Source organism: Corynebacterium uterequi, assembly GCF_001021065.1.
GTDB classification, from domain to species: domain Bacteria; phylum Actinomycetota; class Actinomycetes; order Mycobacteriales; family Mycobacteriaceae; genus Corynebacterium; species Corynebacterium uterequi.
In genome coordinates, this window is record NZ_CP011546.1 from 1,344,871 (window position 1) to 1,359,238 (window position 14,368).

The following is a 14,368-nucleotide window of genomic DNA, read 5'->3' on the forward strand; positions in this document are numbered from 1 at the left end:
AGGGTTTACCCTGGCTAGTCTTAGTATGATGGTTATTACCGGCAGTGTGCTGCAAGAAAGGGCTACAGCTCGCTATGAAAGATCTCGTTGATACCACGGAAATGTATCTTCGGACCATCTACGAACTCGAAGAAGAAGGCATCGTTCCCCTTCGCGCTCGCATTGCCGAGCGGCTCGAGCAGTCCGGTCCCACCGTCTCCCAAACCGTCGCCAGGATGGAGCGCGACGGCCTACTGCTGGTCAGTCCGGACCGCTCTCTCAAGATGACGGCCCTGGGGCGTGACCTTGCGGTCAAGGTTATGCGCAAGCACCGCCTCGCCGAGCGGCTGCTGACCGACGTCCTCAACCTCGACATCAGCCAGGTTCACGACGAAGCCTGCCGCTGGGAACATGTGATGAGCGAGGACGTCGAGCGCCGCGTAGTCGACATCGTCTCCGACCCGGTGACGTCCCCCTTCGGTAACCCCATTCCCGGGTTGGCTCAGCTCGGCGTCTCCGTGGATCCCTTGGAGAACACTTCGCAGCGGCTGTCCGACCTGGACATTACCGAGCCCACCGCCGTGCGGGTGGCTCAGCTTAACGAGATCCTCCAGGTCGATTCTGAGGTGTTCCGCGACTTTGCCGTCGCCGATATCCACCCAGGTTCGGAGGTGACCGTCGAGCTCGTAGCAGACGGCGCGGAGCTCACTACCGGCGCTGGCCACGTCGTATTCGTTCCCGGTGATCTCACCCACGCCGTGCGCGTTGATCTGCTGAAATAACCTCCTGCCACGACAGCGTTCATCGTCCTATAGTGGGGCTTATGAACGTTCTCGTTACTGGAGCCGCCGGCTACGTAGGTAGTGTCTGTGCGGCTGTTCTTGCAGAAGCGGGCCACTCGGTCACGGTCATCGACAACCTCACCACCGGCAACCGGGACGCCGTCCCGGCCGCTGCCACCTTCGTGGAAGGCAATGTCGCCGACGTCATCGACGATGTCCTCGAATCCCAGCACTTCGACGGCGTGTTCCACTTCGCTGCCCGTTCCCTGGTCGGCGAGTCGATGGAAGTGCCGGAGGAGTACTGGCGCGACAACGTCGGCACCACCCTCAAGCTCCTCGAATCCATGCGCCTGCACGGAGTGACCAACTTGGTCTTCTCTTCCACGGCTGCCACCTACGGCGAGCCGAAGCAGATGCCCATCACTGAGGACATGCCGACCGCCCCCACCAACACCTACGGTGCGACGAAGCTGTCGATCGACTACGCGATCACCTCCTACTGCAAGGCCCACGGCCTTGCCGCCACCAGCCTGCGCTACTTCAACGTGGCCGGCGCCTACGGCTCCATCGGCGAGAATCGTAAGATCGAGACCCACATCATTCCGCTCGTGCTCCAGGTGGCCCTCGGACACCGGGACAAGATCTACATCTTCGGCGACGACTACCCGACCGATGATGGCACCGCGGTTCGTGACTACATCCACATCCGCGACCTGGCCGATGCTCACGTGCTCGCCTTCGAGACGAACAAGCCCGGCGAACACCGCATCTACAACCTCGGATCCGGCGAAGGCTACTCGGTCCAGCAAGTCATCGAGATGTGCCGCGAGGTCACCGGCCACCCGATCCCCGCGGAGCTCGCTGCGCGCCGCCTCGGCGATCCGCCGATCCTCATCGCCTCCTCCGAGAAGATCAAGAACGATCTGGGCTGGAACCCCACGCGCACTGACCTGCGCACCATCATCGAGGACGCCTGGGCCTTCACGTCCGCCCTCGGCGACGGCATGCATAGCGCACGTCGTTAAGGCAGTTCATCAGGGATAATTGGGCTGTAGAGCCGGCGGCGAGCTTCCTCGCTGCCGGCTCTAATCGCGTCAAGGACCACGTCATCCAGCCCAACCGAAAAAGCCTGCTGAAGCAGCCGCGTCAATGTATGTTCGGGGGCTTCCTCGGCCGCCGTGGCCAAGGCCGCGGTCGCCAACGCCAAGGGCCCGACCGTAGCCCGAGCCAGGGCGTAGAGGCAGAGCGCATTGACCCGCAGCGATCCGGTCACCGCCGAGGCTACCGCCGCGAAAAGCTCCGTTGCTGTGTCGGGCTGGGCGATTGCCACGCTCGCCGCAGCATCGCGCAACCCGCGATGAGCACAGACCGTAGCCGCGCAGCGTAACGCCGCGTAGTCGAGGCCTAATTCCCCGCCTTCTGGAGGCTGGTCGCCGTTGAGGTAGTCCTCCAAATCGCACAGGAGCGCCCGGCACGCCTCGGCTGATCCGTACGCGTCGGCGGCGTCGTCGCTCGCTTGTCGAGTGAGCTGGGTGATCTCCGCCACCGATAACGCCGGATGCGCGGTAGTGAAGTGCCCGAAATGATCCTCTCTCCTGATCTCGGGCAACAGACCATGTGCTCGCCAAGGCTCCATGCTGGGGGCGGCAACGATCTCGGGGATCGTGCCGCGCTCCCACGGCGTTCCGGCAGGGGCGCGAACCGGCGCGTCGTCGCTCGCCGGCGGGACGAGCCGGTAGGGCGACTGGTGAGTGATCTCCTCCGCCGCCCAGACACCCAGCACGGTGGCGCCGCTTGTGGCTGCGACGCCGTCAAGTAGCCGGTTGGCCTTCTGAGCTGCGGTTTCCGCCTGCTCCGAATCGGGTGGGAAACCGACGATGAATGCCAAGAGACTCATACCCGGGTCTCGGACGATCGGGGGAAAGTCCTCCGGGCGGATAACGTTGAGTGCTTCCACGTCGACCCGCAGGACCGGACCGAGTTGGTGCGTGGTTCCACCGATCGGATAGAGGCCGAGCAGAATGAACGAGTGCGAGGGGTAGAAACCGAGTAGGCCGGGTAGGCAGGACAGGAGATGGCCGGGATTGGTTAGGTGCGGCGGAGACGCCGGTGTGCATGTGCTCATGGCGTTGAGTGTGGCTGCCCGTCGACCACCACCGCCTCGACTGTCCACAGCACTTCCCTACTGCCTCGAATAATGGGCAGCCGTCGTCGGTTATCCACAGGTCTGGGAATAGCACAGGCCGCGTCGTGGTTGAATCGGACTACCAACCAGGTCCGCCCCGAGCCGTCCCGGAGGCTTTAGAATCGTCACCAGGAGGACATCATGCAAGATGAATCGTCGATGTACGAACTCGAATACCCGGCGCCCGCAGTGCAAGCCGACGGCGCCCGAGGGCCCGTCATGATCGTGGCCCTCCAGGGTTTTGCCGACGCTGGTGTGGCAGTGTCCGGAACCTCCGACCATCTCAAGGCCGCCCTAGAAACGCATCCACTCGTGTCTTTTCATACGGATGAGCTCGTCGACTTCCGCTCGCGTCGGCCAACCATCACGATCAACGACAACGCCATCGTCCACGCCGAGGAGCTCTGCTTGGATCTCCGGGTGGCCAGGGACACCGAGGGCACGCCCTTCCTGCTACTTTCCGGCCCCGAGCCGGATATGCGTTGGAACGCGTTCACCGCCGCGGTGGCTGATCTGGCGGAGAAGTACAACGTCTCGGCAACCTTGTGTGTCTATGGCGCCCCGATGACTGTGCCGCATACCCGCCCGCTGGTCGTGTCCGCTCACAGTAGTGACGCCGCGTTGACCAAGGACCTGTACACCCTGGATTCGCAGCTGGTCCTGCCCGGGTCGGCGTCGTTGTTCATTGAGCACGAGATGACGAGGCGGGGCCTGCCCGCCGCCGGCTACACCGCTCACGTCCCTCACTACGTCGCCTCATGGCCGTATCCTCAGGCGCCGTATCAGCTGTTGCGCTCGTTGTCCTCGGTCACCGGTTTGAAGTTCCCGCTGCGCAGCCTGGAGCATGATATCGACCGTGCTAACGCCAAGCTTGATGACTACCTCCAGGAGAACCCCGAGGTGGCCCAGGTGGTGGCATCCTTGGAGCAGCACTATGACGAAGAGCTGGAGCGATTTCGGGAAGACCACCCGGGCGAGGTTTTGCCGGGTGAGTCCGCTATCCCGAGTGGCGAAGAGATCGGCAAGGAGTTCGAGCGTTTCCTCGCCGAGATCGAGGACGGGTCGGACTCTGAGTAGGCCGGATAGGCCACCCGTAGGTCGCACCGCGGGCACCCCGCCCACTCCGCTACGGTGGAAAGGGTGAACCTCGCCGACTCCCTCGCCGACCTTGTTGACGTTCCCGAGTCCCTGCTCGACGACGTCATCTTCGACTCCTTCACCCGCTGGGTAGCCAGCCGCGGAATATCGCTGTACCCGGCGCAGGAGGAGGCGTCGCTGGCGGTGCTTGCCGGCGATAACGTCATTCTCGCGACGCCCACCGGCTCGGGCAAGTCCATGGTGGCCAACGCCGCCCACTACATCGCCCTCGCTCGCCAGCAGCGCAGCTTCTACACCGCGCCTATTAAGGCCCTGGTGAGCGAGAAGTTCTTCTCTCTGTGTGAAACCTTCGGCCCGGAGAACGTCGGCATGATGACTGGCGACGCCACGGTGAACGGCGGCGCCCCTATCATCGCGGCGACCGCTGAGATTGTCGCTAACATCGCCCTGCGCGACGGCGCCGACGCTGCCATCGACCAGGTGGTGATGGACGAGTTCCACTACTACTCAGATCCCGAGCGCGGCTGGGCATGGCAGGTGCCGCTGCTGGAGCTTCCGCGCACCCAGTTCGTCCTCATGTCCGCCACCCTCGGCGACACCACCCGACTGGAAGCTGATCTTTCCGAGCGCACTGGCCGCGACACCACCCTCGTCACCGGGTCCACCCGGCCGGTGCCCTTGGATTTTCACTACGTCTTCTCCCCCGTACATGAGACCATCGAGGAACTCATGAAGGCGGGTAAGGCCCCGATCTACGTTGTTCACTTCTCCCAGCGAGAGGCCACCGAACGCGCCCAGGCGCTGACCAGCATTAACCTGCTGTCACCTGAGGACAAGGCGGCCATCGCCGAAGAGATCGGCGGGTTCCGCTTCACTACTACCTACGGCAAGCAACTGTCGAAGCTGCTGCGCAAGGGAATCGGCGTCCACCACGCTGGGATGCTGCCGAAGTATCGCCGACTGGTGGAAAAGCTGTCTCAGACTGGCCTGCTCAAGGTGATCTGTGGGACGGACACCCTGGGGGTGGGGATTAACGTTCCGATTCGGACGGTGCTGATGACGGGGCTGGCGAAGTACGACGGCCACCGCCAGCGCATCTTGAAGTCTCGGGAGTTTCACCAGATCGCTGGCAGGGCCGGGCGGGCCGGCTACGACACGGAAGGCACCGTCGTCGTCGAAGCCCCGGAACATGAGATCGAAAATGCGCGCCTGCGCCGGCGCGCCGGCGACGATCCCCAGCGGCTCAAGAAGATCCGCAAAAAGTCTGCCCGTGATGGCGAAGTGAGCTGGTCGGAAAAGACCTTTGACCGGCTCACAGTGGCCGAACCAGAGCAACTGACCAGCCAGTTCAAAGTCTCGAACTCCATGCTGATCAATGTGCTGGAGCGCCATGGCGACGGCTACGAGCACCTGCGTCACCTACTGCGCACCAACCATGACGCCCGTGCCAAGCAGAATCAGGACATCCTCACCATGATTGCGCTCATGCGGGGCCTGCTGGACGCCGGCCTGGCAGTGCGTCGCGAGGAGCCGGACCGCTACGGGCGGACTTATCACTTGCTGCGCGAGCTTCCCCGAGATTTCGCGCTCAACCAGCCGCTGTCGCCATTCGCTTTGGCGGCACTGAGTTTGCTCGACCCGGACTCTGACACCTTCGAGCTGGATATCATCAGCGTCTTCGAGTCCATCCTCGATGATCCCCGCCAGATTCTTAAGGCTCAGGAATCCCAGGCTCGCGGCGAGGAAATCGCCGCTCTCAAAGCGGAAGGGGTGGACTACACCGAGCGGATGGCGCTCATCGAGGAAGTGACGTATCCGAAGCCACTGGAAGAGCTGCTGGAGCAGGCGTTCGATACCTTCGCCGAGACACAGCCGTGGGTGAAGGAATTCGAGCTCTCTCCGAAGTCGATAGTGCGCGAGATGATCGAAAAGGCGATGACCTTCTCCGACGTGGTGGCTACCTACCAGCTCGCCCGTTCGGAAGGGGTGGTATTGCGCTATCTCACCGACGCCTGGCGCACGTTGCGCCATTCGGTTCCGCAGGAGTACCTCACCCCGCAACTAGCGGACATTGTCGAGTGGCTGGGCGAGCTCATCAAGCAGGTGGACTCGTCACTCATTGACGAATGGGCCCGGATGGGCAATGAAGACACCCCGATCTCGAAGGAGGATCTGCAGCGAGAACTCGCCTTCGGCGTCGAGGACCCGGACGCACTCACTGCCAACCGTCGCGCGTTCACGGTCATGGTGCGCAATTACTTCTTCCGCCTGGTCGATCTCTTCGCCTTCGAAAAGGAGGAACAACTCGCGGATATGACGGCCTACCTCGACGACGCCCCGGACTTCCCGGCGGCGCTCGACGCCTACTTTGACGAATACGACGACGTCGACATCACGCAGGCCGCACGTTCCGCCGAGTTCTTCCGGTTAACCGAGACGGGCCGGACGTGGGAGGTACGGCAGGTGATCAAGGATCCCGAGGGCGATCATGGCTTCGCATTCGTCGGGACGGTGGACCTCGATGCCTCCGATGCCGCCGGGGAGGTCAGGCTCTCGGAGCTGCGTTTCGTCGACAGCTAAGGCAGCGAGGACAGCTAGGACTATAGTTTCCACCTATTACTGACCGGCGATAGGCATAGTCTATAGTGTCTGCTATGAGCCCTAAGGAGTATCGTCCGACCCTCGCGCAGTTGCGGACCTTCGTCACCATCGCCGAAAAGAAGCACTTCGGTACCGCGGCCCAGGCCCTGGGAATCTCCCAACCTTCCCTCTCCCAGGCCCTTGTCGCCTTGGAGACCGGGCTCGGATTCCAGCTCATCGAACGCTCCACGCGGCGCGTCATCGTCACCTCCGCCGGCCTTGAGCTCATGCCCTACGCCAAGGCCACTCTTGAGGCCGCCGACGCCTTCCTCGCCCATTCTCGGGGAGCCACCGGCACTCTCACCGGCCCGTTATCCATCGGGATCATCCCCACCGCGGCACCCTACATCCTCTCGGAGCTGCTGCCGTTGCTCAAACAACGCTTTCCCGACATGGCGCCGCGCATCATCGAAGAGCAGACGGGAGATCTGCTGAGCCAATTGCGTGATGGCCAACTCGACGTCGCCTTGCTCGCCGTACCCTCGGAGGCCAACGGAATCGTCGATTTTCCTCTCTACACTGAGGACTTCGCCGTCGTCGTCCCCGCAGAGCATCCCCTGGCCGGCCGCGATGACCTGACCCTGGCGAACTTGAGTGAGTTGGACCTGCTCCTGCTCGACGACGGCCACTGCCTGAGAGACCAGGTCCTCGACCTGTGCCGCCGCGCCCACATCAACCCCTCCGAAGCCTCTAGCTCGTTGACCCGGGCCACGTCATTGACGACGATCATCCAGCTGGTGGCGGGAGGCTTCGGCGCCACGCTGATTCCCGAATCCGCCTTCTCCTCGGAGCGGACCCGGGAGGGCATCGCCCTGTCCTCTTTCGCCGATTCGGTGACCGCCCGTCGAACCATGGGCCTGGCCTACCGGGCGTCGAGCGCCCGGGAAGAGGAGTTTCGCGCCCTCGGCGCGTCCATCGTCGAGGCGTTCCAGCGCTCCATAGCGACGGTGTAGGACCGGCAGTTCGCCGGCCGCGCTGACTGGGCTTCTAGTATTTGACGGCAACACCCACGGGCAGTCCAGCTGCCTCGCGGTACATGTACGCAGCCGCTAGCAAAAAGCCGGCCACGACGAAGACGAACCCGACGCCCAGGGTCATGAAGGACACCACCACTGTGACCAGGAGCATAAGCAGGAAGAAGAGCACCAGGCGTAGGTAGTTCCGCAGAGAATCCCGCAGCCCCTTGGTGAGAGCCTCACCAACCCCTGCTTGGCGATCAGCCACGTAGTAAGGGGCGAAGAGGAAGAGCGGGAAGACCAACGTGCTCACCAGGAAGTAAAGACCGAGGCCGAGAAGGAAGGTTCGAAACGCGGCCGCGTCGGCCAGCGTGTCCGGTGTCAAGGCAAAGAAGGAACTGAAGAGGGGCGTTTCAAAGATCCCGAAAATAACGGTGTTCATGGCGGCAATGAGCAGCGTGATACCCAGCAGCGGCCAGAAGTTGACCTCTCTGACCAGGTCCGCCCAGCCTACCTTGCTCCGATCCAGCTGACGGATCACGGCATTAGTCACAAATGGGCCCACGAGAAGCGGCAGAAACGACGACGCAACTGTGATGACGGGAGTGAGCGAAGCTAGCTCGCCGTGAGCCAGCAGTGAGGAGCTGGCGAGCACGCCTTCGGACAACAGATAGGCCGCGACAATCGACGCAGGCAGCAGGATCCACAGCTGCCAATTGGCGAAGGCCGCGGTCATGCCCCAGGACAGTGCCTGAAGCGGATGGACTGTTCCGGCGCCCACAATCCGAGGCGAGCCGGATTCGAGTTCAGCGGCGACGGCGCCGTCTAGAGGCGTGTTCATACCCCCAAATATACGACGCCGGACGTCGCCTACGCTGCGATATCCGGCCCTCAAAGCGAGGAGATTCTAGCCCCTGGCGTTGACCCCGACCGGCAGTTCGGCGGCCTCGCGGTACATGTAAGCGACCGCGAGCATGAACCCGCTGTAGATGAAGATGGTGCCGATACCGAAAGTGATGATGGTGATCAGGACGCTTCCGACCGTAACCACGATGTAGAACAGCAGGAGGCTGAAGTAGTTACGCAACGACGCTTTGAAGCCCTTACCCACGGCGGAGAACACACCCGCCTGGCGATCGGCCACGTAATAGGGGGCGAAAACGAGCAGCGGCGAGACAACAAGGCTCACCAACATATAGGCGCCGATACCGAGGAAGAACCCCTGAAGCACGGCCGGGTCCTTGAGCTCCTCAGAACTAGCGGTAAAGACCGTCTTGAAGAAAGCGCCCGCGAAGATCAGTCCAAGCAGGCCATTGATGAGGCCTACAACGAGCGATACGCCCACCAAGGGCCAGAGATTGATGCCTTCAACGAGGTCTCTCCACCCCACCTTCGGACGATCCAACTGCCGGACCAGGGCGTTAATGAGGAAAAGACCACCAATGAACGCCAGCACAGAGGTCACCCAGGTGGAGATCGGGCTCGTCGTCGGCACCTCCCCGTAGGCGGGTTCGCTCAACAGAGCATTGACCAGGCCGTACACGGCGAACGCCAAGATGAAGGCCAAGGGCAGAAGGATCCACAACCGCCAATTCGCAAACGCCGTGGACATTCCCCAGGACAGCGCCTTGAAAGGATGAACCTTCCCCGTGCCCACCGGCCGCTCCGCAGCTGCGTCGCCCAGCCCCGGGGTTCCGTAGTAGGAACCAGCGTAGCCGGGGTTGGCGTACCCGTCGGGGCCGAGGCGGCCTGCTGCGCTCGCGCCGTAGCTCAGGCCGCCGGGCTGATCCTCAGGATGGTTTGTTCCAGGATAGGGGGTGAAGTCGTCGTTACCTGGTGTCGTCATAGGCCCGAATGTACCTGACTAGTTTTTTCCCTGCCAAGACGCGGTAGGCTCATCTCCTAGCTATGACTGTTAACGAATCCCCTCGCAGCAAGCGAGACCTTATCGCGATTCTCCCCCACCTCCGGCTTGCTGACGAGCGAGCTTTCCGCCGCCGGCTCGGCAAGGCACGCTCCGCGCAGGCGCTGACCGAGATCGGACTGGAGATCGACGAGGCCCGCGCCCGAGTTGCGGCCATTGACGCAGGTATCCCGGATATCACCTACCCGGAGCAGCTGCCGGTTTCCGCGCGGCGCGAAGACATTATGGAGGCCATCGCCGGCAACCAGGTGGTCATCATCGCTGGCGAGACCGGATCCGGAAAGACGACGCAGATCCCAAAGATGTGCCTGGAACTGGGTCGGGGTCGCCGGGGGTTGATCGGCCACACCCAGCCTCGTCGTCTGGCGGCGAGGACCGTCGCCGAGCGCATAGCCGAGGAATTAGGCCAGGACATTGGCGACTCGGTCGGCTACGCCATCCGCTTTGACGATCGGGTGTCTGCCACGTCGGCCGTGAAATTAATGACCGACGGCATCTTGCTCGCCGAGATGCAACGTGATCGCTTCCTCAACGCTTACGACACCATCATCATTGACGAGGCGCATGAGCGCAGCCTTAACATCGATTTCCTCCTCGGCTATCTCAAGCGGCTGCTGCCCAAGCGGCCCGACCTGAAGGTCATCATTACCTCGGCGACGATTGACCCCGAGCGGTTCGCTGAGCACTTCGCCGCCGCCGACGGCACTCCGGCGCCCATTATCGAGGTGTCGGGACGCACCTACCCGGTAGAGATTCGCTACCGGCCCCTCGAAACCGAACAAGGCGGCCGGCTCGTAGAACAGGACCCGCTCGACGGGTTGTGTGACGCCATCGAGGAACTCATGGCCGAGGGCCCCGGGGATATTCTGTGCTTCTTTCCCGGCGAGCGCGACATCCGCGACGCCATGGAAGCCATCGCCGCCCGACGTTGGCGCGGTGTCGAAGCCACCCCCCTGTTCGGTCGGCTTTCCAACCAGGAGCAGCACCGCGTCTTCTCTCCCCACGCCGGGCGTCGGATTGTTCTAGCCACCAACATCGCTGAGACGTCGTTGACCGTCCCCGGTATCCACTACGTCGTTGACACTGGCACGGCCCGGATTTCTCGCTATTCCACGCGCACTAAGGTCCAGCGCCTGCCCATCGAAGCGATCTCTCAGGCCAGCGCCAACCAGCGCTCCGGGCGCTGTGGCCGCGTGGCCGACGGCATCGCCATCCGTCTGTACTCCGAGGAGGACTTTGCTTCCCGCCCGGAATTCACTGATCCCGAGATTCTCCGCACGAACCTGGCCAGTGTCATCCTTCAGATGATTTCCTTGCGCCTCGGCGCCGTGGAGGACTTCCCCTTCGTCCAACCCCCAGAGGCCAAGGCGGTGCGCGACGGCCTGCTGCTCCTGCGAGAGCTCGGTGCCTTAACGCCCGAAGAATCCCACGGGTTGCCGGTGCTCACCCGCATCGGCCGTGACCTGGCCCGCCTCCCCGTTGACCCGCGCATGGCCCGCATGTTGGTCGAGGCTGACCGGCGTGGCGTGACCGCAGACGTCATGGTGCTCGTCGCCGCGATGACCATCCAAGACGTGCGCGAACGCCCTCTGGAGAAGCAGGCGCAGGCGGACCAAGCCCATGCGCGGTTCAAAGATCCACAATCAGACTTCCTCGCCACGCTGAAACTGTGGGACTACATCGACGCCTCGCGAGACGACCTCTCCGGCAACGCGTTCCGCAAACGGATGAAAAACGAATACCTCCATTACATGCGCATCCGGGAGTGGTATGACCTGGTTCGCCAGCTGCGCGACGTCACCCGCTCCATGGGGTGGCAGGCGCGGCAGAACCAGTCGGTGAACCGGGATGCCGAGTCGATCCACCGAAGCCTGCTCAGCGGGCTGTTGTCCAACATCGGCGCCCGGGATGACCGCGAGGCCTCCCCCGCGCGCTCGGGGAACAAAAAACCCAAGGCCGGCCGGGAGTATCAGGGACCGCGGGGCACCCGTTTCATGATCTTCCCCGGTTCTTCCTTGGCCAAGAAGCCTCCCGAGTTTGTCATGGCTGGCGAGCTGGTGGAAACCTCCCGGCTGTGGGCCCGGGAGGTAGCCGCCATCGAGCCGGCATGGGTAGAGGAGCTGGCCGGGGACCTGATCCGACGGGTCTACAGCGAACCATCCTGGTCCCGCAAACAAGGAGCAGCTATCGCCCACGAAAAGGCGATGCTCTACGGAGTGACGATCTACGCAGACCGCACCGTGCCCTACCACCGCGTCGATGCGCCCGCCGCCCGGGACATGTTCATCCGTCACGCCCTCGTCGAGGGCGATTGGAGCACCCACCACAGCTTCTATCGAGACAACCAGCAGGCACTCACCGACGCCGCAGCGCTGGAGGACAAGGCCCGTCGCCGGGGTCTCGTCGCCGATGAGGACAGCCTCTTCGAGTTCTACGACCGCCGCATCCCGCCCACAGTCACCACCGCTGCCCACTTCAATTCGTGGTGGAAGAAACAGCAGCACAAGGACCCGGACCTGTTGCGCTTTGATCCGCAGGCACTGCTGTCTGAGGAAGCCGACGCCGTCACCGAGGAAGCTTTCCCCGATACTTGGCGCGCCGGGTCGGTCCCTTTTGAGCTGACGTATGTCTTCGAACCCGGTGATCCCCGGGACGGCGTCACCGTGCGAATCCCCGTGCCCATGCTGGCGGGAATCGACGCCGCCGATTTTGAATGGTTGGTTCCTGGTCTACGCGAGGAACTCCTCACCGAGCTCATCCGTAGCCTGCCGAAAGCGCTACGACGGTCCGTGGTGCCCGCACCAGACTTCGCCCGCCGAGCCGTCGACAAGCTCATCCCCTTCGAATCACCGATAACGACTCAACTCGCCGATGTCTTACGCGAACTTGGCGGATCTGGGATCAACGGCACCGACTTCCAACCAGCCAAGCTTCCGCCGCACCTGCGGATGACCTACGCGGCAGTGGATCGCCGCGGTCGCGTCATCGATTCCGACAAGGACCTCGACGCCCTCCGGGAGCGGCGTGAGCAGCAGATCCGCTCCTCCGTGAGTAAGGCGGCCCGCGTCGCCGAATCTGAGGTGGTCCGCACGTGGACGGCCGACAACCTCGGGGCGGTGCCTAAGACGGTGACGACTTCCGTCGACGGCCATCGCGTGGATGCCTATCCGGCACTGTCGATCACACACGACGGCGTGGAAGTGAAGGTCTTTCCCACCGAGGCCGCAGCAGAGCGTTCGCTGCTCACCGCCAATCTGACCATGCTCATGCGAGCGATCTCGGTCAACACCAATCAGATGGTTAAGGGGCTGCCTCTCAAACAGCGGGTAGCGGTAGACCGCTACCCCCATGGCGGGGCGGAGGGGCTCGTCGAGGACGCCCGGGTGGCGGCCATCCGGGATTCTATGCGGGCGCACGGCGGCCCGGTGCGCGATCCCGAGGCTTTCGAAACCCTGCGAGCCGCGGTGGCCCCGGATGTTCCGGGTCTCGTTCGCCAATCGGTGGTGAGCGTGGCAGGGGCTCTGGTGCTTTACCACCGGGTCCGCGAGGAGCTAGCGCGATGGACCGGGCCGGGAATCGACGATATGACAGCCCAGCTGGACTTCCTTCTGCCCGCACGGGCGATCACCGTGCACGGGATGGACAACCTCAAGCATCTGCCGCGCTACCTCCAGGCGATGAGCATGAGGCTCGACGACATGGGCCTCGACCCTGACCGGGACGCTGACCGCCAGGATGAGATAGACGAGGTGATCGCCTACCTGCGCGCAAAGCTCCGCGCTCTTCCTGCGGATCGGGCTAAGCAGCCAGCGGTCAAAAGGATTCTCTGGGACCTCCAGGAGCTCAGGGTGAGTTTGTTCGCGCAGCGGCTGGGCACGGCCCGCCAGGTGTCAGCCCGACGGGTGCGTAAGGCGATCGACGCGCTGTCCTAGACCTCGTCCCGGTGGTCGTGCCGACGCATGGCACGGATCTCGGCCTCGAAGTCCTTCGCGCTTTCGAAGGACTTGTACACCGATGCGAAGCGGAGATAGGCGACCTCGTCGAGCTTGCGCAGCGGTTCCAGCACCGCCAAGCCGATGTCATTGGCGTGGACAAGCGAGCTGCCCTTGCCACGCACGGTCTCTTCCACCTCCTGCGCGAGCTTTTTCAACGCATCGTCGGAGACGTCCCGCCCCTGGCAAGCTCGGCGGACGCCGCGAATGAGCTTTTCGCGGCTGAAATCCTCAGAGATGCCGTTGCGCTTGACCACCCGGAGGACGGCCTTCTCAATGGTCGTAAACCGACCGCTGCATTCGGTGCACTCCCGACGCCGCCGGATGGACGTTCCGGCGTCGATCACGCGAGAGTCAATCACCCGCGACTGTTGATGGTGGCAAAAGGGGCAATACACGGCGAACGGGTTTCCTTTCCAGCCAGGCTTCTTCGCTTATGAGCGTAGTGTGCGCTGCTGCCTCCGGTGACGAGACGTCGACGGTGTGCTTGGCGGGCGTCTGCGATGGTTGGAGCTGCTTAGGGGCGCGCGGCGGTGACGGTCTGCGCATCCTCAGGAAACTGCAGTACACCGCTGTATCCAAAGCCTGCTACACCGCTGAGGACCATCAAAGCACCGAAAAGGAGGCCTAGAATCATCGTTCGACGTTCCTCGTTGGTCGAGTCATCGGATGCATCAGAGAACGACGATGAACGAACACAGGAACGTACATGAGACCCGCCAAAGGTGGCTGGGCGAAGGGTGCGGACAGACCGAACGCGCCAGCAATGAACACCGCCTACCGGTCCGTCCCACTGCGCCGCTGGAGCCACC

General features: G+C 63.2%; 11 protein-coding genes. 7 read left to right on the top strand and 4 right to left on the bottom strand.

The annotated features are described in order from the left end of the window. Nucleotides 1-74: 74 nt before the first annotated feature. Nucleotides 75-761 (top strand): metal-dependent transcriptional regulator, encoded by a 687-nt coding sequence (locus tag CUTER_RS06320; RefSeq protein WP_047259718.1) that lies wholly within the window; start codon nt 75-77, stop codon nt 759-761. 41 nt (nt 762-802) lie between these two features. Continuing rightward, the gene (gene galE / locus CUTER_RS06325) at nt 803-1,786 is read left to right on the top strand and encodes a UDP-glucose 4-epimerase GalE (protein WP_047259719.1); all 984 of its coding nucleotides are present in this window, start codon (nt 803-805) and stop codon (nt 1,784-1,786) included. On the opposite strand, the gene CUTER_RS06330 is transcribed toward galE, so the two are convergent. After that, on the bottom strand, nt 1,783-2,886 hold the full coding sequence (locus CUTER_RS06330; RefSeq protein WP_047259720.1) for a DUF4192 domain-containing protein: 1,104 nt from the start codon (nt 2,884-2,886) through the stop codon (nt 1,783-1,785). The genes galE and CUTER_RS06330 overlap by 4 nt on opposite strands. A 201-nt stretch (nt 2,887-3,087) precedes the next feature. On the opposite strand from CUTER_RS06330, the gene CUTER_RS06335 reads away from it, so the two are divergent. The 3 genes from CUTER_RS06335 (at nt 3,088) to CUTER_RS06345 (ending at nt 7,637) form a co-directional block, all read left to right on the top strand. Beyond that, nucleotides 3,088-4,023 (top strand): PAC2 family protein, encoded by a 936-nt coding sequence (locus tag CUTER_RS06335; RefSeq protein ID WP_047259721.1) that lies wholly within the window; start codon nt 3,088-3,090, stop codon nt 4,021-4,023. A gap of 63 nt (nt 4,024-4,086) precedes the next feature. Next, nucleotides 4,087-6,624 carry a DEAD/DEAH box helicase gene (locus tag CUTER_RS06340; RefSeq protein ID WP_047259722.1) on the top strand — a complete coding sequence of 846 codons (2,538 nt, stop codon included), beginning with the start codon at nt 4,087-4,089 and terminating at the stop codon, nt 6,622-6,624. Between the two features lie 74 nt (nt 6,625-6,698). Continuing rightward, nucleotides 6,699-7,637 (top strand): hydrogen peroxide-inducible genes activator, encoded by a 939-nt coding sequence (locus tag CUTER_RS06345; protein ID WP_047259723.1) that lies wholly within the window; start codon nt 6,699-6,701, stop codon nt 7,635-7,637. Nucleotides 7,638-7,671: 34 nt separating this feature from the next. On the opposite strand, the gene CUTER_RS06350 is transcribed toward CUTER_RS06345, so the two are convergent. Next, on the bottom strand, nt 7,672-8,481 hold the full coding sequence (locus tag CUTER_RS06350) for a hypothetical protein (RefSeq protein ID WP_047259724.1): 810 nt from the start codon (nt 8,479-8,481) through the stop codon (nt 7,672-7,674). A 66-nt stretch (nt 8,482-8,547) separates the two neighbouring features. After that, complete coding sequence (locus CUTER_RS06355) at nt 8,548-9,486, bottom strand: DUF2189 domain-containing protein (protein ID WP_047259725.1); 939 nt, start codon at nt 9,484-9,486, stop codon at nt 8,548-8,550. Nucleotides 9,487-9,548: 62 nt separating this feature from the next. On the opposite strand from CUTER_RS06355, the gene hrpA reads away from it, so the two are divergent. Beyond that, a complete protein-coding gene (hrpA, locus tag CUTER_RS06360) occupies nt 9,549-13,496 on the top strand; it encodes an ATP-dependent RNA helicase HrpA (protein ID WP_047259726.1) in 3,948 nt (1,315 codons plus the stop codon). Here the strand turns inward: hrpA and nrdR are convergent. Further along, on the bottom strand, nt 13,493-13,954 hold the full coding sequence (gene nrdR / locus CUTER_RS06365) for a transcriptional regulator NrdR (RefSeq protein WP_047259727.1): 462 nt from the start codon (nt 13,952-13,954) through the stop codon (nt 13,493-13,495). The genes hrpA and nrdR overlap by 4 nt on opposite strands. A gap of 38 nt (nt 13,955-13,992) precedes the next feature. Here nrdR and CUTER_RS11610 point away from each other — a divergent pair, with 38 nt between their 5' ends. Beyond that, nucleotides 13,993-14,187 carry a hypothetical protein gene (locus CUTER_RS11610; RefSeq protein ID WP_144412274.1) on the top strand — a complete coding sequence of 65 codons (195 nt, stop codon included), beginning with the start codon at nt 13,993-13,995 and terminating at the stop codon, nt 14,185-14,187. Nucleotides 14,188-14,368 lie beyond the last annotated feature (181 nt).